Source organism: Streptomyces sp. NPDC087787, assembly GCF_044743035.1.
Taxonomy (GTDB): Bacteria; Actinomycetota; Actinomycetes; order Streptomycetales; family Streptomycetaceae; genus Streptomyces.
In genome coordinates this window covers 17,779-41,667 of record NZ_JBIUVQ010000019.1, presented here as the reverse complement: position 1 = coordinate 41,667, position 23,889 = coordinate 17,779, and the positions used below count along the sequence as shown (strand labels likewise).

16 protein-coding genes are annotated in these 23,889 nt (G+C 71.9%); 13 read left to right on the top strand and 3 right to left on the bottom strand.

What is annotated here, in order from left to right:
- Position 1: 1 nt before the first annotated feature.
- From ACIOWN_RS27220 to ACIOWN_RS27195, 6 genes are all read left to right on the top strand, one after another.
- Positions 2-1,156 carry an ABC transporter ATP-binding protein gene (locus ACIOWN_RS27220; protein ID WP_362353411.1) on the top strand — a complete coding sequence of 385 codons (1,155 nt, stop codon included), beginning with the start codon at positions 2-4 and terminating at the stop codon, positions 1,154-1,156.
- Positions 1,156-2,079 (top strand): ABC transporter permease, encoded by a 924-nt coding sequence (locus ACIOWN_RS27215; protein ID WP_362353409.1) that lies wholly within the window; start codon positions 1,156-1,158, stop codon positions 2,077-2,079. Before ACIOWN_RS27220 ends, ACIOWN_RS27215 begins: the two co-directional genes overlap by 1 nt.
- Complete coding sequence (locus ACIOWN_RS27210; protein ID WP_362353407.1) at positions 2,080-2,880, top strand: ABC transporter permease; 801 nt, start codon at positions 2,080-2,082, stop codon at positions 2,878-2,880.
- A gap of 48 nt (positions 2,881-2,928) precedes the next feature.
- A complete protein-coding gene (locus tag ACIOWN_RS27205; RefSeq protein ID WP_362353405.1) occupies positions 2,929-4,356 on the top strand; it encodes an FAD-dependent oxidoreductase in 1,428 nt (475 codons plus the stop codon).
- Positions 4,357-4,566: 210 nt separating this feature from the next.
- Entirely contained in the window at positions 4,567-6,426 is a 1,860-nt protein-coding gene (locus ACIOWN_RS27200) for a glycoside hydrolase family 18 protein (RefSeq protein WP_362353403.1), read from the top strand.
- 118 nt (positions 6,427-6,544) lie between these two features.
- On the top strand, positions 6,545-7,000 hold the full coding sequence (locus tag ACIOWN_RS27195) for a hypothetical protein (RefSeq protein WP_362353401.1): 456 nt from the start codon (positions 6,545-6,547) through the stop codon (positions 6,998-7,000).
- Here ACIOWN_RS27195 and ACIOWN_RS27190 read toward each other — a convergent pair.
- Together ACIOWN_RS27190 and gabT are read right to left on the bottom strand one after the other, a co-directional pair.
- Entirely contained in the window at positions 6,924-7,589 is a 666-nt protein-coding gene (locus ACIOWN_RS27190) for a phosphatase PAP2 family protein (RefSeq protein ID WP_362353399.1), read from the bottom strand. The genes ACIOWN_RS27195 and ACIOWN_RS27190 overlap by 77 nt on opposite strands.
- A 438-nt stretch (positions 7,590-8,027) precedes the next feature.
- On the bottom strand, positions 8,028-9,362 hold the full coding sequence (gene gabT, locus ACIOWN_RS27185; RefSeq protein WP_362353397.1) for a 4-aminobutyrate--2-oxoglutarate transaminase: 1,335 nt from the start codon (positions 9,360-9,362) through the stop codon (positions 8,028-8,030).
- A 280-nt stretch (positions 9,363-9,642) separates the two neighbouring features.
- Between gabT and ACIOWN_RS27180 the strand changes: the two genes are divergently transcribed.
- From ACIOWN_RS27180 to ACIOWN_RS27155, 6 genes are all read left to right on the top strand, one after another.
- Entirely contained in the window at positions 9,643-12,063 is a 2,421-nt protein-coding gene (locus tag ACIOWN_RS27180; protein ID WP_362353395.1) for an ATP/GTP-binding protein, read from the top strand.
- 208 nt (positions 12,064-12,271) lie between these two features.
- Positions 12,272-13,942, top strand: coding sequence for a PucR family transcriptional regulator (locus ACIOWN_RS27175; RefSeq protein ID WP_362353393.1), 1,671 nt, complete (start codon positions 12,272-12,274; stop codon positions 13,940-13,942).
- A gap of 150 nt (positions 13,943-14,092) precedes the next feature.
- On the top strand, positions 14,093-15,538 hold the full coding sequence (locus ACIOWN_RS27170) for an aldehyde dehydrogenase family protein (RefSeq protein WP_362353391.1): 1,446 nt from the start codon (positions 14,093-14,095) through the stop codon (positions 15,536-15,538).
- A 182-nt stretch (positions 15,539-15,720) separates the two neighbouring features.
- Positions 15,721-16,677, top strand: a complete 957-nt coding sequence (locus tag ACIOWN_RS27165) for a helix-turn-helix domain-containing protein (protein WP_362353389.1) — start codon at positions 15,721-15,723, stop codon at positions 16,675-16,677.
- Positions 16,678-16,784: 107 nt separating this feature from the next.
- Complete coding sequence (gene gap, locus ACIOWN_RS27160; protein ID WP_362353387.1) at positions 16,785-17,783, top strand: type I glyceraldehyde-3-phosphate dehydrogenase; 999 nt, start codon at positions 16,785-16,787, stop codon at positions 17,781-17,783.
- A gap of 96 nt (positions 17,784-17,879) precedes the next feature.
- The gene (locus ACIOWN_RS27155) at positions 17,880-18,890 is read left to right on the top strand and encodes an NAD(P)H-dependent glycerol-3-phosphate dehydrogenase (RefSeq protein ID WP_362353567.1); all 1,011 of its coding nucleotides are present in this window, start codon (positions 17,880-17,882) and stop codon (positions 18,888-18,890) included.
- 75 nt (positions 18,891-18,965) lie between these two features.
- Here the strand turns inward: ACIOWN_RS27155 and ACIOWN_RS27150 are convergent, their stop codons facing one another.
- On the bottom strand, positions 18,966-21,833 hold the full coding sequence (locus ACIOWN_RS27150) for a glycoside hydrolase family 3 C-terminal domain-containing protein (RefSeq protein WP_401983588.1): 2,868 nt from the start codon (positions 21,831-21,833) through the stop codon (positions 18,966-18,968).
- 341 nt (positions 21,834-22,174) lie between these two features.
- Here ACIOWN_RS27150 and ACIOWN_RS27145 point away from each other — a divergent pair, with 341 nt between their 5' ends.
- A complete protein-coding gene (locus ACIOWN_RS27145) occupies positions 22,175-23,869 on the top strand; it encodes an extracellular solute-binding protein (RefSeq protein ID WP_401983586.1) in 1,695 nt (564 codons plus the stop codon).
- Positions 23,870-23,889: the final 20 nt, after the last annotated feature.

Below are 23,889 nucleotides of genomic sequence, written 5' to 3'. Positions count from 1 at the left end.
AATGACGACGAAAGACAACAGCGGCGACGTCCGCCTCTCCCAGATCGGCAAGCGCTACGGCGCCTTCACCGCCGTACACCCGCTGGACCTGACCGTGCCGCAGGGGTCATTCTTCGCCCTGCTCGGTGCTTCCGGCTGCGGCAAGACCACCACCCTGCGCATGATCGCGGGTCTGGAGGAGCCCACGCAGGGCACCGTGCACCTCGGCGACCAGGACGTGACGCACCTGCCGCCGTACAAACGCCCGGTGAACACGGTCTTCCAGTCCTACGCCCTCTTCCCGCACCTCGACATCTTCGAGAACGTCGCCTTCGGTCTGCGCCGGCGCGGCATCAAGTCGGTGAAGAAGCAGGTCGAGGAGATGCTCGACCTGGTGCAGCTGGGCGAGCAGGCCCGCAAGAAGCCGCACCAGCTCTCCGGCGGCCAGCAGCAGCGCGTCGCGGTCGCCCGCGCGCTGATCAACCACCCCAAGGTGCTGCTGCTGGACGAGCCGCTCGGCGCCCTGGACCTGAAGCTGCGCCGGCAGATGCAGCTGGAGCTCAAGCGCATCCAGACCGAGGTCGGCATCACCTTCATCCACGTCACGCACGACCAGGAAGAGGCCATGACCATGGCCGACACGGTCGCCGTGATGAACGGCGGACGGGTGGAGCAGCTCGGCTCGCCCACCGACCTCTACGAGAACCCGCAGACGACGTTCGTCGCGAACTTCCTCGGCACCTCCAACCTGATCGAGGCCGAGGTCGACTCCAGCAGCGGCGAGGAGGTCGTCCTGAAGGCGGGCGGCGGCAAGCTGTTCCTGCCCCGGGCGCGATGTTCCGCCCCGGCGGCGACCGGCGGCAAGGTGCTCGTGGGCGTCCGCCCGGAGAAGATCTCGCTGACCCACGCCGACGACGCGGGCGGGATACCCGACGGCCGCAACCGCATCACCGGCCGGATCTCCGAGTCGAGCTTCATCGGCGTCTCCACGCAGTACGTGATCGACAGCCCCGTCTGCCCCGATTTCGAGGTCTACGCCCAGAACATCGACCGCGACGCCCGCCTGGTGCCCGGCGCCGAGGTCGTCCTGCACTGGAACCCGGCCCACACGTTCGGCCTGGACGCGGCTCAGGATATCGACGCCGGCGTCGAGAGTGTCGAGGAGGACGCAGCCTGATGGCCGCCGTCACCGAGGCGCCCTCGCCGCCCGCCGCCCAGCAGACGAGACCGCCGCGCAGGCGGGGCCGCCTCACGCCGTACTGGCTGCTGCTGCCCGGCATCCTGTGGCTGGTCGTCTTCTTCGCGCTGCCGATGATCTACCAGGCGTCCACGTCCGTGCAGACCGGCTCCCTGGAGCACGGCTACGAGGTCACCTGGCACTTCGCGACCTACTGGGACGCGCTGTCCCAGTACTGGCCGCAGTTCGTCCGCTCGGTCCTGTACGCGGCCTCGGCGACGATCCTGTGCCTGCTGCTCGGCTACCCGCTGGCGTATCTCATCGCCTTCCGCGCGGGCCGCTGGCGCAACCTGATCATGATCCTTGTGATCGCGCCGTTCTTCACCAGCTTCCTGATCCGGACCCTGGCCTGGAAGACGATCCTCGCCGACGGCGGCCCGGTCGTGGGCGCCCTCAACGCGCTGCACGTCCTGGATGTCACCAACTGGCTCGGCTGGACCGCGGGCGACCGGGTGCTCGCCACCCCGATGGCGGTGGTGTGCGGTCTGACGTACAACTTCCTGCCGTTCATGATCCTGCCGCTGTACACCTCGCTGGAGCGCATCGACTCGCGGCTGCACGAGGCGGCGGGCGACCTGTACGCCAAGCCGTTCACCACCTTCCGCAAGGTCACCTTCCCGCTGTCGATGCCGGGCGTGGTCTCCGGCACGCTGCTGACCTTCATCCCGGCGGCCGGCGACTACGTCAACGCGGACCTGCTCGGCTCCACCGACACCCGCATGGTCGGCAACGTCATCCAGACGCAGTTCCTGAGGATCCTGGACTATCCGACGGCCGCGGCCCTGTCCTTCATCCTCATGGCCGCGATCCTCGCCATGATCACCATCTACATCCGCAAGTCCGGCACGGAGGATCTGGTTTAAATGGCCTTCGTCAACTGGCTCAAGCGCCACCTCGTCGTCCTCGCCGGACTGCTGACGCTCGGATACCTGCTCCTGCCGAACGTCATCGTCACGGTCTTCTCCTTCAACAAGCCGAAGGGCCGCTTCAACTACCAGTGGCAGGCGTTCTCCATGGACGCCTGGAAGGACCCGTGCGGTGTCGCCGACATGTGCGGATCACTGTCGATCAGCCTCCAGATCGCCGTCTGGGCCACGATCGGCGCCACCGCCCTCGGCACGATGATCGCCTTCGCGCTGGTCCGCTACCGCTTCCGCGCGCGGGGCACCGTGAGCTCGCTGATCTTCCTGCCGATGGCGATGCCCGAGGTGGTCATGGCGGCCTCGCTGCTCACCCTGTTCCTCAACATGGGCGCGCAGCTCGGCTTCTGGACCATCCTGATCTCGCACATCATGTTCTGCCTCAGCTTCGTCGTCGTCGCCGTCAAGGCGCGCGTGATGTCGATGGACCCGAGGCTGGAGCAGGCCGCGCAGGACCTGTACGCCGGACCGGTGCAGACCTTCCTCCGGGTCACCCTGCCGATCGCGGCCCCCGGTATCGCCGCGGGCGCGATGCTCGCCTTCGCGCTGTCGTTCGACGACTTCATCATCACGAACTTCAACGCGGGCTCGACCGTGACCTTCCCGATGTTCGTCTGGGGTTCGGCGCAGCGCGGCACACCCGTCCAGATCAACGTCATCGGTACGGCCATGTTCGTCATCGCCGTGCTGATCGTCCTGGTCTCCATGGCCGTCGCCAACCGCCGGGCCAGGCAGAAGGCCTGACACCCTCCCACCGCACTGACGAAATTGACTCTGTAGGGAGTTGAAATCATGGCCCGTAGCGCCATGAGCCGTGAGAACGACTGGACCACATCCCTCTCCGAGGCCCAGCCGGTCCCGTACTGGCTGGACGACCCCGGCAGGCCCCGCCCGGAACCGGCGCTGACCGGTGCCGAGACCTGCGACCTGCTGGTGGTCGGGGGTGGTTACAGCGGACTGTGGACCGCGCTGATCGCCAAGGAGCGCGACCCCGACACGGACGTGGTGCTGGTGGAGGGCCGCGAGGTGGGCTGGGCCGCCTCCGGTCGCAACGGCGGCTTCTGCGCCGCCTCCCTCACGCACGGACTGGCCAACGGCCTGGCCCGCTGGCCGAAGGAGATCCACAAGCTGGAGGAGCTGGGCGCCCGCAACCTCGACGCCATCGAGGAGACGGTCGCCCGCCACTCCATCGACTGCGAGTTCGAGCGCACCGGCGAACTCGACGTCGCCACCGAGCCGTACCAGGCCAGGGAACTGAAGGACTGGTACGGGCAGATGCAGGAGCACGGCCTGGCCGAGGGACACGAGTTCCTCGACCGTGACGCGGTGCGCGAGCAGGTCGCCTCACCGGCCTTCGAGGCCGGCCTGTGGGACCGCCGGGGCGTCGCCATGGTCCACCCGGCCAAGCTCGCCTGGGGCCTGAAGCAGGCTTGCGTGCGCCTCGGCGTGCGCGTCTACGAGCGCACCCCCGCCCTGACCCTGAGACCGTACGGCGCCGGGATGTCCGTGCGCACGCCCTACGGCCGGATCAGGGCCCGCCGCGTCGCGCTCGGCACCAACGTCTTCCCCAGCCTGGTCAAGCGGGTGCGCTCGTACACCGTCCCGGTCTACGACTACGCCCTGATGACCGAGCCGCTCAGCGCCGAGCGGATGGCGTCGATCGGCTGGAAGAACCGCCAGGGCCTCGGTGACGAGGCGAACCAGTTCCACTACTTCCGGCTGTCGGCCGACAACCGCATCCTGTGGGGCGGCTACGACGCGATCTACCCGTACGGCGGCCGGGTGCGCGCGGAGTACGACGACCGCCCCGAGACCTACGCCAAGCTGGCCGGCCACTTCTTCACCTGCTTCCCGCAGCTCGAGGGTGTCCGCTTCACCCACGCCTGGGGCGGGGCGATCGACACCTGCTCGCGCTTCTCGGCGTTCTTCGGCACCGCCCACCAGGGGAAGGTCGCCTACGCGGCCGGCTACACGGGCCTCGGCGTGGGCGCGACCCGCTTCGGCGCCGAGGTGATGCTCGACCTGCTGGCGGGTGAGCGGACCGAGCGCACCGAGCTGGAGATGGTGCGCAGGAAGCCGCTGCCGTTCCCGCCCGAGCCGTTCGCCTGGACCGGCATCGCGCTCACCAAGTGGTCCCTGGCCCGCGCCGACGAGCACGAGGGCCGGCGCAACCTGTGGCTGCGGACGATGGACCGCCTGGGGCTGGGCTTCGACAGCTGAGACCTGGGGCCTGAGACCCGAGACCCGAGGCTCGAAGCCCGGGCCTAAGGCCTGAGAGGAGACCTCCCTTTCCCTCACGACGCGCGACGCGTCACGGGAGAGGGAGGTCTTCTCATGCCGGCCGATGCCACAGGTCTTGACAACCGAATTGGTCTGGACCAAATTGGGCGCGCTCCACCCTCCCCAATCCCCCCATGTCCGGAGGCAGTTGTGGATCGCGACATACTGAGACCGGCCGGTCCAGCCGGACCGGCCAAGCGCCGACTGCTCACCGCGCTGACGGCCGCCCTTCTCGCCCTGCCCGGCGTCACCGCGCTCACGACGACCGCGCGAGCGGCCGACGCGGACGTCCTGCGCAACGGCGGATTCGAGACGGGCCTCGACGGCTGGACCTGCTCAGGATCTTCCGGGGCCACGGTCAAGTCGCCCGTCCGCAGCGGCAGTTCGGCGCTCCAGGCGACCCCGGCCGGCAGCGACAACGCCCAGTGCGCGCAGACGGTGTCCGTTCAGCCGAACTCCCAGTACACGCTGACCGGTTACGTCCGCGGCTCCTACGTCTACCTGGGCGCGAGCGGCACCGGCACCACCGACGTCTCCACCTGGACCCAGTCCGCCCCCGACTGGCAGCAGCTCACCACCGCCTTCCGCACCGGCGCGCAGACCACCAAGGTCACGGTCTACACCCACGGCTGGTACGGCACGGGCGCCTACCACGCCGACGACCTCTCGCTCACCGGACCGGGCGGGAGCACCGGCCAGCAGCCGCCCGCCGCGCCGTCCGGCCTGAAGACGGGCACCGTCACCTCGACCAGCGTGGCCCTGTCCTGGTCCCCGGTCGCCGACGCCACCGGCTACGCGGTCTACCGCGACGGCACGAAGGACCGGACGGTCACCGGCACGTCCGCCACGATCACCGGCCTGACGCCCTCGACCTCGTACGGCTTCCAGGTCGCGGCGGTGAACTCCGCGGGCGAGTCCGCGAAGTCGGCGACGGTGACGGCGAGGACGGCCGCGGACGCGGGCGGCCCGGGCGGCGGCACGGACGGCCTCCCGGCGCACGCCCTGGTCGGCTATCTGCACGCGAGTTTCGCCAACGGCTCCGGCTACACCCGCATGGCCGACGTCCCCAACAGCTGGGACGTCATCGACCTGGCCTTCGGCGAGCCCACGTCGGTCACCTCGGGCGACATCCGCTTCAACCGCTGCCCGGTCACCGAGTGCCCGAACGTGGAGAGCGACGCAGAGTTCAAGGCGGCCATCAAGGCCAAGCAGTCGGCGGGCAAGAAGGTCCTGATCTCCATCGGCGGCCAGAACGGCCAGGTGCGGCTGACCACGACGGCGGCCAGGGACTCGTTCGTCTCGTCCGTCTCGAAGATCATCGACACCTACGGCCTCGACGGTCTCGACATCGACTTCGAGGGCCACTCCCTGTCCCTCGACGCGAACGACACGGACTTCAGGAACCCGACCACCCCCGTGGTCGTCAACCTGATCTCGGCCCTGAAGACCCTGAAGGCGAAGTACGGCGCCAAGTTCGTCCTGACCATGGCCCCGGAGACCTTCTTCGTGCAGATGGGCCACCAGTACTACGGCACGGGCAAGTGGGGCGGCCAGGACCCGAGGTGCGGCGCCTACCTCCCCGTGATCCACGCCCTGCGCGACGCCCTGACCATGCTCCACGTCCAGGACTACAACTCGGGACCGATCATGGGTCTGGACGGCCAGTACCACTCCATGGGCGGCGCGGACTTCCACATCGCCATGACCGACATGCTGCTGAACGGCTTCCCGGTGGCCGGAGACGCGTCGAACGTCTTCCCGCCGCTGCGCCCCGACCAGGTCGCCATCGGCATGCCGGCGTCCGTCAACGCGGGCAACGGCTACGTCGCCCCGTCCGAGGTCACCAAGGCCCTGGACTGCCTGACCAGGAAGACGAACTGCGGCTCGTACACCACCCACGGCACCTGGCCGGCCCTGCGCGGTCTGATGACGTGGTCGGTCAACTGGGACCGGTTCGGGAACTGGCAGTTCCAGAACACCTTCGACGCCTACTTCGGCCGCGGCCGCTGACCCGTGAGCCGGTTCACTCCAACGAGGGACGGCAACCCGCGTAATGCCTGATGGGCGACCTCCCTCTCTTTCTCGTGGACGCGGCCCGCGTCCACGAGAAAGAGAGGGAGGTCTTCTCATGACCGGGGGGAAAACGGAGGTCGCCTGGCTGGCATCGGTCGCGCCGGACCCGGAGGCCTGCCGCTGGGAGTGGGAACGCAACCCCCGGGGGGTGGCCCTGCTGCCCGCGGGCAAGGCCTGGGACGTCCTGATCCTGCCCGGGGCGCTCGGCCACCCGACACTGGACGTCCTGACCCGCTTCCTCGACCGGCCGGGACCGGTGCTGGCCGGCTTCGGGGACGAGCGCCTGGGCTTCTTCGTGCCGCCCGGCACCGCCGCCTGCTGGCTCGGCACCGGTATCCGCAGCGCCGGGCTCGGCACCTGGATCGTCGTGCCGTACCCGGGACGCGTCACCGGCAGGCTGCGCTGGCTGGTCCCACCGGACGGCTCGGGCACCCTCACCGATCCGGCGCTGCTGGAGCTGGCGATGCACGAGGCGGCCGCGGCCGTGGCCCTCGAGGAGGAAGGCCGCTGATCAGCAGCCACAGCGCGGAGAGCAGCACCACCGCCAGGCACCAGCCGGCCACGACATCCAGCGGCCAGTGGTAGCCCCGCCGCACGAGCCCGAAGGAGGCGCCGGACACGAGCGCGGCGAACAGCGCGACAACGGTCCTGCGGGCGGCGGCCGTGCGCAGCCAGGTCAGAAGCACGAGCGCCGCGGCACCGTAGGCGACGGCGGCGGTGGCCGCGTGCCCCGACGGGAAGTAGCCGGTACCCGGTGGCATGACCGCGGTGCCGGGGCGGGCCGTCCAGGCCTTCAACGGCACGACGAGCGCCGGGAGCAGGGCCATCGGCACCGCTGCCGCGAGGGGCACGAGCCACCAGCGCCCCGCGCCGGCGGCGCGGCCCCGCCAGGCCGCGTGGATCAGCACGGCCAGGAGCACGGGCACCGCGATCCGCACCTCCCCCAGATCGGCGAGGAGCTCGGAGAGGCGGTCCGGGTGCAGCAGGGCGTGACTGGCCTCCCGGTCCGCGTCCAGCAGCGGGCCGCCCGCCATCACCTGCCAGGTGATCAGCGCGAACAGGACGGCCGGGACGGTGAGGAGGAGGACCGCGAACACCACGGTGCACAGCTTCGCAGGCGGGGCCGGGGAGCCCGGACCCGGGCCGGCCGGTCCCGCGCCGGGCCGACCGGTCCCGGACACAGCGAAGGGCCGGCGCAAGGGGGGATGTGCGCCGGCCCTTCGAGGACGGTTCTGCGACCGTCAGGGACCGGAAGGCCGCGCGCCCCGGGGGGTTTGGGGCGGGCGACTGTCCGATCATTGAGGAGAACCGGAACCCGTGGGTTCCGGGTGTGTGCGCGAGGCACGACCAGGTCGAAGCTGGGGAGGCCCCGGCCTGAGGCCGCCCACAGTCCCCTGTGGACGGGTGTATCTCTCATCCGGGAAGAACTTACGGCAGCCGGTGGGCGGGGGACAGCGGGAACGGCGTCCTGCCATCCACCTCGCACACCTTCTTCACACGCTCTGCCGCCGGCCGCGTCAGGCGTGCGTATCCGCCGCTCAGATGCGCGCGAACGCCTGCTCGATGATGTCGAGGCCCTCGTTCAGCAGGTCCTCGCCGATGACGAGCGGGGGCAGGAAACGCAGCACGTTGCCGTAGGTGCCGCAGCTCAGCACCAGCAGGCCCTCGGCGTGGCAGGCCTTGGTGAGCGCGGCCGTCGCCTCCGGGTTCGGCTCCTTGGTGTCACGGTCCTTGACCAGCTCGATCGCGATCATCGCGCCGCGGCCGCGGACGTCGCCGATGATGTCGAACTTGTCCTGCATCGCGGTGAGGCGGGCCTTCATGACCTCCTCGATCCGCTTCGCCCTGGCGTTGAGGTCGAGCTCCTTCATGGTCTCGATCGCGCCGAGCGCGCCCGCGCAGGCCACCGGGTTGCCGCCGTAGGTGCCGCCGAGGCCGCCCGCGTGCGCGGCGTCCATGATCTCGGCGCGGCCCGTGACGGCGGCCAGCGGCAGACCGCCGGCGATGCCCTTGGCGGTGGTGATCAGGTCCGGGACGATGCCCTCGTCCTCGCAGGCGAACCACTGGCCGGTGCGGCAGAAGCCGGCCTGGATCTCGTCGGCGACGAAGACGATGCCGTTGTCGGCGGCGAACTGGCGGATCGCGGGCAGGAAGCCCTTGGCCGGCTCGATGAAGCCGCCCTCGCCGAGCACCGGTTCGATGATGATCGCGGCCACGTTGTCCGAGCCGACCTGCTTGGTGATCTGGTCGATGGCCTGCTTGGCGGCCTCGGGGCCGGCGTTCTCCGGACCGGTCGGCCAGCGGTAGCCGTAGGCCACCGGCACCCGGTAGACCTCGGGCGCGAAGGGGCCGAAGCCGTGCTTGTACGGCATGTTCTTCGCGGTCAGCGCCATGGTGAGGTTGGTGCGGCCGTGGTAGCCGTGGTCGAAGACGACGACGGCCTGGCGCTTGGTGTAGGCGCGGGCGATCTTGACGGCGTTCTCGACGGCCTCGGCGCCCGAGTTGAACAGCGCGGACTTCTTGGCGTGGTCACCCGGCGTGAGCTCGGCCAGCGCCTCGGCGACGGCCACGTAGCCCTCGTACGGCGTGACCATGAAACACGTGTGGGTGAAGTCGGCGAGCTGGGCGGAGGCACGGCGTACGACGGCCTCGGCGGAGGCGCCGACCGAGGTCACCGCGATGCCGGAGCCGAAGTCGATGAGGCGGTTGCCGTCGACGTCCTCGATGATGCCGCCGCCGGCACGCGTGACGAAGACCGGCAGCGTGGAGCCGACGCCCTGCGCGACCACTGCGGTCCGGCGGGCCTGCAGCTCCTGCGACTTCGGGCCGGGGATGGCGGTGACGACGCGGCGCTCCTGCTCAAGTGCGGTCATGGGGGCTCCCTGATGAGATCTTGCGTACGGCGGCGTTTTTCGGACGCTTTTCCTTCTTTTCTCGCAGGCTAGGACGGCGGGGAGTACCTGGGCATGCTCCATGTGGGCGTTGTCGGCGTCCGCGGTTGTCCGCGGTGGACATAGGACGGCCGCGGGCCGCAGACGCGCGGCGCCGGCGCCGTGACCTGCGGCGCGCCGCGCAATCGGTGAACTCCCCATGCGCGGGCGTTAGATTGACTCGCTGACGGTGGACACAGCGGCTGGCCAGGGGGCAAGGGCGATGGACGACGGGACGCAGGACGCCCGGGGTACGCACGCGAACCCCGTGCCACGCCCGGCGACGCCACGGGAGGCTCCCGCGACGCCACCGCGACCGCGCATGCCCCCGGCTGCCGCCCCCGGCGCCCAGGAGCAGCATCCCCGAGGGGGACCCGCACACGGGCAGCGGTCCGCCGTCGCCGAGTGGCTCGACACCCCCCGCCCGGCCGCCGCGCCCGGCGTCTGGCGCTTCGGCCACCGCCCGCCCAAGCCCGCCAGGACACCGGGCCGGCTGCCCTCGATCACGATCGTCGGGCTGCTGATTCCGCTGGTCGTGGCGCTGCTCGTGTGGTCGCTGTGGCGGCAGGGCGCGCTGCCGTACCAGTGGGCGCCGCTGAAGCTGTTCACCCCGGGCGACTGGTGGTGGGGCGGCACCGTGACCCCCAAGGAACCACAGGGCCGCGAGGCGATGGTGGTCTACGACGGCGTGTTCTTCGCCGTGCTCGTCTACGCCGCCGCACGGCTGGGCAGCTGGCCCGACGTCGTACGGCACTTCGTGGGCCGCCGCCCGCAGCCCGCGCGGGCCCTGTCCGCCGCCGCCGGCGCCCTGATCGCGCTCAGCCTGGTCTTCCCCGGTGCCTTCCCGGGCGTCGGCTGGGACCCCGTGCCGGTCGTCGGCCCCCTGTTCTCCCTGATCGTCCTCGTGTCGGGCGGCTACGGCCTGTTCGCCTCCCCGTTGTTCACCGACGCGTTGTACGCGCTCATCACCCTGCTGGTCGTCTGGCCGTTCGCCCGGGTCGGCGGCTGGTGGGCGTACGCCGGGGAGGTCGCCGCGCGCCGCCGGGCGGCCGCGGACCCCGTCGCCCCGCCCGCGGCTGACCTGCCGCGCTCGCAGTGGCCCGGGCCGCGCGAGGCCGGGCAGTACCGGGCGGCCGACCTGCTGGCCGCCGAGGTGGCCGCCGACCGCATGAACGACGTGGACTGCGCCCGGATCGAGCGGGAGTGGGAGGCGGCCCGGCGGGAGGCGCGCGCGGCCGCCTTCGCCGACACCGTGCTGCGGGAGGGCGCCGCCGCCTGGACCCACCCCTCCGGGGAGCGCGACCTGCCGGGCCGCACCGCGCGCCACGACCTGCTGGAAGGCCAGGTGCGCATCGGACGGTGGACGGGGGAGCGGACCCCGCGCGACTACGAGGGCGCCGGGGCCGCCCTCGACACCGGGACGCTCGGCACCTCGCTGCTGCTGGTGGGCCCGCCCGGCTCCGGGAAGACCCGGCACGTCACCGCGCCGGTCACCGAGGCGCTCACCCTCCGGGCGCTGACCGGCGGATGCGCGGTCGTCGCCGTCTGCGCCGCCGGGACCCCGCTCGGCCCGGACTCCGCGTACGACGTGGTGGTCCGGATCGGCGACCCCGCCTCCGTCCACGACCTCGACCCGTACGCCGGGTCCGACGACCCCGACGAGGCCGCCGCCTTCCTCGCCGAGGCCCTGGTCGGCGACCTCGACACCGTCGGCGGGCAGAGCGCCGCCACCGCGCTCGCCCAGTTGCTCGGCCCCTACCGCGCGGCGCACGGGCACTTCCCGCCGCTCCCGGTGCTGCGCGAACTGCTGGAGGGCGACCCGGGCGCGCTGGCGTCCCTGCGGGCGGCGCTGCCGGCGGAAGAGCACGCCGTGCTGCGGCGCGAACTCGACGCCCGGATGCGGCAGGCCGGCTCGGCGGCCGACGCCGGACCGGCCCTCGCGGACCGGCTCGCGCTCCTGGACCGGCCGGTCTTCGCCGAGTTCTTCGGCGCGGCGGGGCCCGGCGGCCGGCCCTTCTCACTGCGCGCGGTGGCCCACCATCCGCTGCGGGTCCGCGTCGACCTGCCCGAACACGGGCACGAGGAGGCGTCCCGGCTGATCACCCGGCTGGTCCTGGCCCAGTTCCACACCGTCGTACGGGACACCCGGCGCCCCCACTTCGCCTGTCTGGTCCTCGACGACGCCACCGGGGCCGTCACCGCCGAGTCGGTGCGCCGCGTCCAGGGGCTGCGCTCCCAGAACGCCGGCGTCGTCCTCGCGCTCCGCTCGGTCGCCGACGTGCCCGAGGCGCTGCACGGCCCGCTGCTCGCGGCCGTCGGCTGCCGTATGGCGCTGGCCGGTGTCACCACCTGGGACGGCAGCCGGTTCGCGCAGGCCTGGGGGACCGAGTGGGTGGAGACCAAGGAGGTGGCCAAGCACACCGTCTTCGCCCACCAGCCGATGACCCGCGCCATCCACGCCCTGCGCAAGCTGGTGACCGGACGGGCCGTGACCACGGACGCCGTGACGACCCGGCAGGTGGAGCGGGAGCGCTGGTCCGCCTCCCAGCTGGCCCACGAGGTCCCGCCCGGACACGCGGTGCTGTCGCTGACCGACGTACGGGGCGAGCACGCGCCGCCGCTGCTGGTGGACCTGCGGGGCTGACCGGACCGGGGCGGAGCGAGGCGGCGGGCGTCCGTACGGACCGTGACGCGTTCACCGTACGGTGAGGCAGAATCGGCATAGGCCGTTCATACGTGACGTCCAAAAGATCACAATGATCATCCGACCTCCATAGAACTTCCGGAGAACGTCCGGAGAAACCGCCGCCGCAGGACCTCCGCCGCCGCACCTCTGCCGACCAGAAGGCCCCATGCCCCCGACGCTCGCCTCGCTCGTCCACCACTCCGCGCTCAAGCTGACCGTGCGCGCGGCCGGGGACCGCCTGGACGTACCCGTCCGCTGGGCACACGTCAGCGAGCTCGCCGACCCCGTGCCGTACATGGAGGGCGGGGAGCTGCTGCTGATCACCGCGCTCAAGCTGGACGCGGAGGATCCCGAGGCCATGCGCCGCTATGTGAAGCGGCTGGCCAAGGCCGGCGTCGTCGGGCTCGGCTTCGCCGTCGGGGTCAACTACGACGAGATCCCCGCGGCGCTCGTCGACGCCGCCGAGGAGGAGGGGCTGCCACTGCTCGAGGTGCCCCGCCGCACCCCGTTCCTCGCCATCAGCAAGGCCGTCTCGGCGGCCATCGCGGCCGACCAGTACCGGGCGGTCACGGCCGGCTTCGCCGCCCAGCGGGAACTGACCAGGCAGGCCCTGAACTCCGGACCGGAGGGACTGCTCGCCGCGCTCGCGGCCCAGGTGGACGGCTGGACGGCGCTCTACGACGCCTCGGGAGCCGTCGTCGCCGCGGCACCCGAATGGGCCGCACGCCGCGCCGAACGGCTCACGGCGGACATCGAACGGCTGCGCGACCGGCCGGCCCCGGCGTCCGCCGTGGTCGGCGGACCCGAGACCGAGGACCGCGTCGAACTCCACTCCATCGGCACCGGACGCCGCCCGCGTGCCGCGCTCGCCGTCGGCACGGCCGCCACCCTCGGCACCGCCGAGCGGTACGCCGTCCACTCCGCCGTGGCCCTGCTGACCCTCACCACGGAACGCTCACGCTCGCTGCACGCCGCCGAGCAGCGGATCGGCGCCGCCGTGCTGCGCATGCTGCTCGCCGGTCAGCCCGACCACGCCCGCGCGGTGGCCGGCGACCTGTACGGCGGCCTCCTGGACGCCCCCTTCCGCGTGATCGTCGCCGAGTCCGCCTCGGCGTCCGCCGCTCGGGCCCACGCCGGCGCACACGCGCGTGTGCGGCCCGCGGCGCTCTCCCAGGCCGCCGTACTGGCCGCCGCCGACCCCGGCGCCGACCCGCTCACCGCGCTGGCCGAGGTCGTCGAGGCGGCCGCCGCCCGGTCGGGGGAGGCGGTCCTGGTGGTCCCCGACGGGGAGCGCCTGGTGGTGCTGGCCGCCGACGGGGGAGCGGCCGTGGCGGTGTGCGGCCAGTACGCGGCGGCACTGGAGGCGGCGCGGGCGGAGGCCGTGCGCGAGCAGTCGGGCGGCGGGGACGAGGACGAACTGGTCGTCGGACTGTCCGGACCGGCCGGGCCCATCGCGGCCGCCGCCGCGTACAAGCAGGCCGAACAGGCGCTCTCGGTGGCACGGCGGCGCGGACGGGTGCTCGTCGAGCACGAACAGCTCGCCTCCGGATCGGTGCTGCCGCTGCTGGCGGACGACGCGGTCCGGGCGTTCGCGGACGGGTTGCTGCGCGCGCTGTACGAGCACGACGCGACCGGACGCGGCGACCTGGTGGCCTCGCTGCGGGCGTGGCTGTCCCGGCACGGCCAGTGGGACGCGGCCGCCGCCGACCTCGGCGTCCACCGGCACACCCTGCGGTACCGGATGCGCAGGGTCGAGGAGATCCTCGGCCGCTCCCTGGACGACCCGGACGTGCGGATGGAGCTGTGGCTGGCACTGAAGGCCACGTCCACGGAGTAGGCACCCCGCTCTCCGGCGCTCGTACGCCAATCCGGCGCACCCCTGCCCCGCACTGCTACGACTCGGACAAACGACCCCGGGCCGCCCCAGCCCTACCGTGGACGACGAAAGCCAAGTACATCTCCTACGCGGAAGGGCCGGGACTCCTTGATGACTTCCACCCACGCCTTCTGGCTCGCCGGCCGCCAGGTCACCGGCGAGGACACCTTCGACGTCACCAACCCGTGGGACGGGCGCCTGGTCGGCAAGGTCGGCGTGCCGACCGACGCCCAGGTCGAGGAGGCCGTGGCCGCCGCGTACGCCGTGCGGGACGAGTTCGCCGCCACCCCGGCGCACGTGCGGGCCGCCGCGCTCGACCACGTCAGCAAGCGGCTGGTCGAGCGCACCGAGGAGATCGCGCAGCTCATCTCCGCCGAGAACGGCAAGCCGATCAAGTGGGCGCGCGGTGAGGTCGGCCGTGCCGTGTCCGTGTTCCGGTTCGCCGCGGAGGAGGCCCGCCGGTTCAACGGCGGCGACGCCCAGCGCCTGGACACCGACGCCGGCGGTCAGGGCCGCCTCGCCTTCACCCGCCGCTTCCCCAAGGGCGTCGTCCTCGGCATCGCGCCGTTCAACTTCCCGCTGAACCTGTGCGCCCACAAGGTCGCCCCGGCCATCGCCGCCGGCGCGCCGATCATCCTCAAGCCCGCCCCGGCCACCCCGCTGTCCGGGCTGATCCTCGGCGAGCTGCTGGCCGAGACCGAGCTGCCCGCCGGCTCCTGGTCGGTCCTCCCGGTCGCCAACGACAAGATGCCGGCCCTCGTCCAGGACGAGCGCCTGCCGGTCATCTCGTTCACCGGTTCCGAGAAGGTCGGCTACGCGATCATGGACTCGGTGCCGCGCAAGCACTGCACCCTGGAGCTCGGCGGCAACGGCGCGGCCGTCGTGCTCGCCGACTGGGCGAGCGACGAGGACCTGGACTGGGCCGCGGCCCGCATCGCGACCTTCTCCAACTACCAGGGCGGCCAGTCCTGCATCTCCGTGCAGCGCGTGATCGCGGACGCCGCGGTCTACGACCGGCTGCTGCCGCGCATCGTCGCCGCCGTCGAGGCCCAGGTCACCGGTGACCCCTCCGACCCGAAGACCGACGTCGGCCCGCTGGTCAGCGAGGACGCCGCCAAGCGCGTGGAGTCCTGGGTGCAGGAGGCCGTCGAGGCCGGCGCCACCCTGCACACCGGCGGCAAGCGCGACGGCGCCTCGTACGCCCCGACCGTCCTCACCGATGTGCCCTCCGAGGTGACGATCTCCTGCGAGGAGGTCTTCGGCCCGGTCCTGAGCGTGCAGAAGGTGAACGGCGAGGCCGAGGCCTTCGCCGCCGTCAACGACTCCAAGTACGGCCTCCAGGCAGGCGTGTTCACCCACGACCTCCAGACCGCCTTCCGCGCCCACCGCGCCCTGGAGGTCGGCGGCGTGGTCGTCGGCGACGCCCCCTCCTACCGCGCCGACCAGATGCCGTACGGCGGCGTCAAGCAGTCCGGCGTGGGCCGCGAGGGCGTCAAGTTCGCGATGGAGGACTACACCTACGAGCGCGTCCTGGTCCTGACGGGCCTCGCCCTGTAGTCCTGACGGCCCACCGACCGACGACGGCCGGAGCCCGCTGTGCGGGGGCTCCGGCCGATGTCGTACCCGCGCGTCCTTCCGCGCGGGCCGCGGCTTCGGTCTCGCCGGCCGTGACGCCGTCCTGTCCTCTGCCCGGTCCGCGCGGTGGGCTCGTCGAGTCACGCCCCACGTAACCTCTTCCTGTGCCAGCCTCCCGACTGCATCGCGTCGCCGTCCTCGTGCTCGAGGGTGCGAAGCCGCTCGATGTCGGAATTCCCGCGCAGGTCTTCACGACCCGCGCGAGCATGCCGTACGAGGTGCGGATGTGCGGGGCGACACCCGGTCTCGTGGCCGGCGGCGACGGCCTCGCGTACTACGTCGCCCACGGCCTCGACGCGCTTGCGTGGGCCGACATCGTCTTCGTCCCCGGCTACCGCCTCCCGGACCGCGACGACCCGCCGCGGGCCGTCGTCGACGCACTGATCGCCGCCCACGACCGGGGCGCGCGGCTCGCCGCCATCTCGACGGGCGCCTTCGCGCTCGCTGCCACGGGCCTCCTCGACGGCAGGCGCGCCACGACGCACTGGCACTACACGCGGGCACTCGTGGCCAGGCATCCGCTCGTCCAGGTCGACGAGAACGTGCTGTTCGTCGACGAGGGCAGCGTGCTCACCTCGGCCGGCGCCGCCTCCGGCATCGACCTGTGCCTGCACATCCTGCGCGGCGACCTCGGAGTGGCCGCGTCCAACCACGCGGCCCGGCGTCTGGTCGCCGCCCCCTACCGCAGCGGAGGCCAGGCCCAGTACGTGCCGCGCAGCGTCCCCGAGCCACTCGGCGAGCGGTTCGCCGACACCCGCGAGTGGGCGCTGCACCGGCTCGGCGAGCCCCTCACCCTCGACATACTGGCGCGGCGGGCCGGGGTCTCGCCGCGCACGTTCTCCCGGCGCTTCGTAGAGGAGACCGGCTACACGCCGATGCAGTGGGTGATGCGCGCCCGCGTCGACCTGGCCCGCGAACTCCTCGAGCGTTCGCAGCGCAGCGTCGAACAGATCGCCGCCGACGTCGGGCTCGGCACCGGCGCGAACCTGCGCCTGCACTTCCAGCGCATTCTCGGCACCACACCGAGCGAGTACCGGCGCACCTTCACCCGGGGCGAGTGACCCGCCCGGCACCGCGTGGCGGGATCCTTTTGAACCATGGCGATCGCGCCACTGTCAGCGGCGCGAGCCGCGGGCGAGGCTGGTGGCGAAGGGAAGGGACATCACTCATGACTCGCATCGCCATCAACGGATTCGGCCGCATCGGACGCAATGTGCTGCGCGCGCTGCTGGAGCGCGACAGCACCCTCGAGATCGTCGCCGTCAACGACCTGACCGAGCCCGCCACTCTCGCGCGGCTGCTCGCCTACGACAGCACGGCCGGCCGGCTCGGGCGCCCGGTGACCGTCGACGGGAACGCCCTCGTCGTCGACGGCCGTCGGATCACGGTGCTGGCCGAGCGCGAACCGGCGCAGTTGCCGTGGGCCGAACTCGGAGTCGACGTCGTCCTGGAGGCCACCGGCCGCTTCACCTCGGCCAAGGCCGCCCGCGCCCACCTCGACGCGGGCGCGAAGAAGGTGCTCGTCAGCGCGCCGTCGGACGGCGCCGACGTCACGCTCGCGTTCGGGGTCAACACCGACGCCTACGACCCGGCCGTGCACACGATCGTCTCGAACGCCTCCTGCACCACCAACGCGCTCGCGCCGCTGGCCGCGGTCCTCGACGAACTCGCCGGTATCGAGCACGGGTTCATGACGACGGTGCACGCCTACACGCAGGAGCAGAACCTGCAGGACGGTCCGCACCGCGACGCCCGTCGGGCCCGGGCCGCCGGCGTCAACATCGTGCCGACCACGACCGGCGCGGCCAAGGCGATCGGTCTGGTGCTGCCGAACCTCGACGGCAAGCTGTCGGGCGACTCGATCCGCGTACCGGTGCCGGTGGGCTCGATCGTCGAACTCAACACGACCGTCGCCCGCGACGTGACACGCGACGACGTGCTCGCGGCGTACCGCGCCGCGGCGGAGGGGCCGCTCGCCGGCATCCTCGAGTACTCGGACGACCCGCTCGTGTCGTCCGACATCACGGGCAATCCCGCCTCGTCGATCTTCGATTCGGCCCTCACCCGCGTCGACGGCCGCCATGTCAAGGTGGTCGCGTGGTACGACAACGAGTGGGGCTTCTCGAACCGCGTGATCGACACACTCGAGTTCCTCACCACCCGCTGACCGGACGCCTCACCCGGCCGAGCCCGGCGCCGTCGATACGATGGCCCGATGCGGCGCCCCGTCGACAGCGCCGCCCCCGGCGAGAGGACCACCCCAGTGAGCCAGCCCCGCGCCCGTGCTGCGGTGTTGTCGGCCGGCTCCTGGGGTACCGCCGTCGCCAAGATCATGGCCGATGCCGGCAGCGACGTGATGGTGCACGCCCGTCGCAGCGAGATCGCCGACGCGATCAACACCTGCCACCGCAACCCCGCCTACTTCCCGGACGTCGACCTGCCCGTCTCCCTGACGGCCACGACCGATCCGGCCGCAGCGCTGGACGGCGCGGACTACCTCGTCTTGTCCATCCCCGCGCAGACGCTGCGGGCCAACCTCGCCGTGTGGGCTCCGGACATCGGGCCCGACACCGTGATCGTGTCGCTGATGAAGGGCATCGAGCGGGACACCGGGCTGCGGGCGAGCCAGGTCATCGCCGAGGTGACCGGTGTGAGCGCGGACCGGGTCGCGGTGCTGTCGGGGCCGAACCTCGCTCGCGAGATCATGGACGGCCGACCCGCCGCCGCGACCGTCGCCTGCCCCGACGAGGACGCCGCGCGCCGCTTCCAGACGGCGTGTCACACCCGCTACTTCCGGCCCTACACCAGTACCGACGTGGTCGGCTGCGAGCTGGGCGGCGCGGTGAAGAACGTCATTGCCCTGGCGGTCGGCACAGCCTCGGGCATGGGCCTGGGCGACAACGCCGTGGCGCTGCTCATCACTCGGGGCCTGGCGGAGATCACCCGACTGGCCACGGCCATGGGCGCCCACCCGGCCACCCTCGCCGGTCTGTCCGGCCTGGGCGACCTGGTGGCCAGCTGTACCTCCCCGCTCGCCCGCAACCGCACCTTCGGCGTCCACCTCGGACACGGCCTCAGCGTCGAGGAGGCGATGGCAGCCACCAGGCAGACCACCGAGGGCGTCAAGTCCGCCGAAGCGGTCCTCGACCTGGCCCGCGCCCATGACGTCGAGATGCCGATCACGGAAGTGATCTCCGCCCTGCTCAACGACAAGGTCACCCTCGACGAGGCCGCGGCCGAGCTGATGCAACGGCCCCCGAAACCCGAGCGCTGACCCTGGGGCGGCGCCGTCCGGGAAGCCGCGAGTGGTGCGGGTAAGGGCGAGGCCGACTCAACCAGTGAAGCCGACTCAACCAGTGAAGCCGAGCCGCGCCAGGCGCAGTGGGCCGTGGAGCCTCAGCCGCAGGTCGTGGACGCCCGCGGCGGTGCCCGGGGCGGTGAGCCTGGTGTAGGCGTACGGGCCCGGCGTGGGAGTGTCCAGAACGACGACAGCGAGTACCGGGCCACCGTCGAGGGACAGTTCGACCGTGCCCTCGCCCGACACCTCCACGCTCACCCCCGTCACGCCGGTGCCGAAGTCGCAGTCCCGGTAGAGGAGTTCGCCCGGCCTGCCGGGAACCGGCGTCACCGCGTCGCCCGTCGTCCTCGTCCGGTCGACGATCTCGATGCCCGACTGCTCGTCGAAGTCGGCTGCGTCCAGGCCTCGTTCCAGGACCCGGCGCGGGGTGCCGGGCTCCCCGTCGAGGGTGAGGGCGGTGCGGAGGCGGATGTCCTGGCTGGAGGCGCCGACGAGGAGGTCGTAGGGGCCCGGCTCCAGGCGCCACCGGCTCTGGGACACGTCCCAGAACTCCAGCCGGGAGAGCGGGACTTCGAAGGTCAGGGCCGCCGTCTCGCCGGGTGCGAGCGTGATCCGGCGGTGGGCGGCCAGCTCGCGGCGCGGGCGGGGGACCGACGGGTTCGCGGCGCGGGTGTAGAGCTGGGCGACCTCGTCCGCGGTGACGCCCCCGGTGTTGGTGACCGTGAAGGACACGCGCACCGTGTCCCCCTCGACCCGGACGGCCAGGTCGCCGTATCCGAACGACGTGTACGACAGCCCGTGTCCGAAGGGGAACAGCGGGGTGCCCTCGTAGTACAGGTACGTCTGGCGGCTGCCGATCACGTCGTAGTCGAGCAGGTCCGGCAGGTCGCAGTCGTCCTCGTACCAGGTCTGCGGGAGCCGGCCGGCGGGGGAGGAGTCACCGGCCAGCACCCGGGCCAGTGCGGTACCCGCAGCCTGGCCGCCATGGGCGGTCCACAGCACCGCCCGCAGGGGCGCGGGGTCGACCGCGTACGGGTACGACGAGACCAGCACCAGCGCCGTGTCCCGGTTCGCGGCGCGGGCCGCGCGCAGCAGCCGCTCCTGGTGCTCCGGCAGGCGCAGGGTCGTACGGTCCTGCGTCTCCCGGCCGCCGATGTGCGGGTCGTTGCCCGCCACCACCAGCACCACGTCGGCCCGGCCGGCCGCGCGGGCCACCGCCTCCTCCCCGCGCTCGGACACGACCAGTTCGAAGACCTCCGCCGCGTCCGGGCCGTCCGCCCCCCTCTCCTCGGCGACCCTCACGCCGTCGGCGGTGACACGGACGTGGCGACCGGTCCCGAGGTGCCGCAGGAGGTGCCCGCCGCCGTGCGGTTCGAGGCGGAACGTCTCCTGCACCACCCAGCCGCCGGGCTGGTCGGTCGAGGCGCGCAGGTAGCCGTCGTCGGCCACCGAGAGGTAGTGGCCGTCCGGTGCGCGCAGGGTCAGGACGCCCTCGCCCCAGTCCATGAGGGCCAGTTCGGTGCCGTCGGGGTCGGTGGTGAGCGGCGGCAGGTCGGTGCGGCCGGCCAGCAGGGCCGGGTCCAGCGCCCCCTCCGTGCCGCGCCCCCGACCTTCGGCCTTCGCGTTCACCGCGCCGGGCGGCACGTGCAGGAAGCGGCCGTCGGCCGTGCGCAGCCGCACCCGGTCCACGCCCTCCGCGAACTCGACGTGCTCGGCGCCGAACCGCTCGTACAGACCCTCCAGGGGTGTGGACCGGCGCAGCAGCGTTCCGCTGTACCAGTCGAGCTTGCACTCGTCGGCGAGCGGGCCGACGACGGCGACGCGGGTGCCGGGGGCCAGGGGCAGCAGCCCGTCGTTGCTCAGCAGCACGACCGCCTGCTCGGCGGCCTCCAGGGCGAGCGCCCGGTACCCGGGGGTGTCGAACGCCCCGGTGCCGGCGTGCGGATCCTCCCCGGGGTCGAACTCGCCGAGCCGGAAGCGCACCGAGAGCTGCCGGCGCACAGCCGTGTCGACGTCGGCCTCGGTCAGCAGGCCCTGCTCCAGGGCGCCCCGCACCCGCGCCACGATCTTCGCCGGATCCGTGCCGTGGTCGGTGAAGCTGTCCACGCCGGCCAGCAGCGCGGCCGCGGTGGCCTCCTCGTGCTTGGCGAAGTAGCGTTCCGAGTCGACCAGGTTGGAGGGCGCGCCCGCGTCCGAGCAGACCAGCAGATCGTCGTCGGCCCAGGTGCGCAGGTGCTCGCGCAGGTAAGGCGAGACGTGGTTGGGGCGGCCGTTGACCAGGTTGTAGGCGGGCATCACACCGGCCACGGCGCCCGCCGCCACCGCGTCACGGAAGGCCCGCAGGTCGTATTCGTGCAGGACGCGCGGGCGCACAGACGAGGACGTGGTGTCCCGGCGGGTCTCGTTGTTGTGGGCCAGCCAGTGCTTGAGGACCGGTGCCGTGCGCCAGTACGTCGGATGGCCGCCGCGCAGGCCGCGGGTGTAGGCGACGGCGATCGCCGACGTCAGCCCCGGATCCTCCGAGTAGCCCTCCTCGTTGCGGCCCCACAGCGGGTGGCGCAGCGGATTCACCACCGGTGCCCAGACGTTGAGGCCGACGCGGTCGTCGCGGGCGCGCATCGCCCGTACCTCGTGGGAGACCGCCTCGCCGATCCGGCGCACCAGGTCGTCGTTCCAGGTCGCGCCGAGCCCGACGGCCTGCGGGAAGACCGTCGCCGGGCCCATCCACGCCACCCCGTGCAGTGCCTCCTGACCGGTGCGGAACGCGGCGATGCCCAGTCGCGCGACGGCGGGCGCGAACTGGTGCAGGAAGGAGACCTTCTCGTCGAGGGTCAGCCGCGCCAGCAGATCGTCGACGCGCTTCGCGAACGGCAGCCGCGCATCGCGGAACGGTGGCGTGTGAGGCGGTCGTACGGTCACGTGGGGGTCCCCTAGCGCTGGAACGGCAAGCCTCTTTCGAAGCGCTTCGATGCTCAGGTGCCTCGGGGGCGGGTGTCAAGACGGTCCGGGGCAACACGTCCGGTTCCTGCCCCCGCACCTCAAGGGGCGTATGCGACCCGTGCCGCGCGCCGCCCCTCGGAGCAATCTTGGATCCGACCCTTGTGCACCTCCAGGTGTTCACCTAACCTCGCAGCAACATCGAAGCGCTTCGACTCAGTTCGACCTCCCCGTATCGATACATCGATGCATCGATATCTCGAGACACCGCAGCCGACGGCCCCACCGCCGGGTGTCCTGGTGCGCCACGAAGGGTTGACGCAATGACGCCGAACGCCGCCCCCGCCTCCGCCGGCCCCAGCCGGAGAAGCTTCCTCGCCTCCACGGCGGTCGCCGCCGCAGCGGTGGCGGGAGGGATGCCGCTGCTCACCGCCTGCGACAGCGGCGACAGCGGCTCGCGCGGTGGCACCACGTCGGGCAAGGACGCCAAGAAGCTGCTGCCGTCCTACGTGGCGAACAACGTCGTCACGCCCGACATCCCCGCCAGGAACGGCTCCGCCGTCGGCTTCACGCGCCCGCTCGACCTCGCCGGCCTCAGGACCTCCGTGCCGAAGAAGCTCGGCAAGGGGGGCAAGGTCAGCGTCATGTCGCCCTTCTGGGGCTCCCCGCCCAAGCAGGACAACGCGTACTACCGGGCGATGAACGACCTCATCGGCGTCGACGTCGTCTGGCAGAACCAGGACGGCAACACCTACGACCAGAAGCTCGGAGCCGTCCTCGCCTCCAGCAGCATCCCGGACGTCGTGGTGGTCCCCGGCTGGAACATGGGCGGCAAGATACCCAGCGCGATCACCGGCAAGTTCGCCGACCTGGGCCCCTACCTGTCCGGGGACGCGGTCAAGGAGTACCCGAACCTCGCGGCGATCCCGACGGACGCCTGGCAGCGTTCCATCTTCGGCGGGAAACTGCGCGGCCTGCCCATGCCGGCCTCCTATGTGACGAACATCGTGCCCCTCTACCGCAAGGACCTGTTCGACAAGGAGGGCTACGAACTCCCCGGCTCGGCGGACGAGTTCCTGGCGCTGGCCAAGGAGATCACCAACGCCCGGGCCAAGCGGTGGGCCTGCGGCGACATGAAGTGGACCGCGTTCAACGCCTTCGGTGTGCTCTCCGGCGGCGAGAAGCCGCTGGGCTGGGACCTCGTCGACGGCAAGCTCGTCAACCGCGTCGAGACCCAGGAGTACCTGGAGGCGCTGGAGTGGACCCGCAAGCTCTTCGCCGCCGGATGCGTCCACCCCGACTTCGAGCTGGGCAAGAGCGCCTCCACCGACCCGGGCCCCAAGTTCGCCGCCGGCGAGTTCCTGATCTACAACAACGACCTCACGCACTGGTACAGCCGGACGGCCGAACAGGCCGTGCAGAACCCGGCCTTCAAGGTCTCCGGCATGGACATATTCGGCCACGACGGCGGCCGGCCCACCCTGTGGGCCACCCAGCCCGCCAACATCTTCGCCTTCGTCAGCAAGAAGGCGTCCGAGTCCGTGATCCGTGACGCGCTGGCCGTCGCCAACGTCACCGCCGCCCCGTACGGCACCAAGGAGTACATGCTCACCAACTACGGCGTCGAGGGCACGCACTACACCGTGAAGGACGGGGTGCCCGTCAAGAACGACAAGGGCAACAACGAGGTCATCAACGCGTACATCATGATCGCGAGTCCCGCTCCGACCCTCGCCCACCCGGACTTCCCGGACGTCACCCGGGCGCAGGTCGAGTGGCAGCAGCGGATGGGCGGCTTCACCAGGAAGTCCGCCTTCTACGGCATGCAGATCACCGAGCCCTCCCGCTGGACCAACCTGTCCAACGACTTCGAACAGCTGGAGGACGACATCGTCCGCGGCCACAAGAAGATCAGCGACATGCAGCAGGCCGTCTCCGACTGGAAGAGCAAGGGCGGCGACGAACTGCGCGACTGGTACAGGAAGATCCTCGACGAGAACGGCTCGGCGGCAGGCTGACCGGGGCGCTGAGGCAAGGA

Coding starts and splice junctions, on each gene's coding strand:
- ACIOWN_RS27220 (WP_362353411.1), top strand. CDS start 2: ATGACGACGAAAGACAACAGCGGCGACGTCCGCCTCTCCCAGATCGGC.
- ACIOWN_RS27215 (WP_362353409.1), top strand. CDS start 1,156: ATGGCCGCCGTCACCGAGGCGCCCTCGCCGCCCGCCGCCCAGCAGACG.
- ACIOWN_RS27210 (WP_362353407.1), top strand. CDS start 2,080: ATGGCCTTCGTCAACTGGCTCAAGCGCCACCTCGTCGTCCTCGCCGGA.
- ACIOWN_RS27205 (WP_362353405.1), top strand. CDS start 2,929: ATGGCCCGTAGCGCCATGAGCCGTGAGAACGACTGGACCACATCCCTC.
- ACIOWN_RS27195 (WP_362353401.1), top strand. CDS start 6,545: ATGACCGGGGGGAAAACGGAGGTCGCCTGGCTGGCATCGGTCGCGCCG.
- gabT (WP_362353397.1), bottom strand. CDS start 9,362: ATGACCGCACTTGAGCAGGAGCGCCGCGTCGTCACCGCCATCCCCGGC.
- ACIOWN_RS27180 (WP_362353395.1), top strand. CDS start 9,643: ATGGACGACGGGACGCAGGACGCCCGGGGTACGCACGCGAACCCCGTG.
- ACIOWN_RS27175 (WP_362353393.1), top strand. CDS start 12,272: ATGCCCCCGACGCTCGCCTCGCTCGTCCACCACTCCGCGCTCAAGCTG.
- ACIOWN_RS27170 (WP_362353391.1), top strand. CDS start 14,093: ATGACTTCCACCCACGCCTTCTGGCTCGCCGGCCGCCAGGTCACCGGC.
- gap (WP_362353387.1), top strand. CDS start 16,785: ATGACTCGCATCGCCATCAACGGATTCGGCCGCATCGGACGCAATGTG.
- ACIOWN_RS27145 (WP_401983586.1), top strand. CDS start 22,175: ATGACGCCGAACGCCGCCCCCGCCTCCGCCGGCCCCAGCCGGAGAAGC.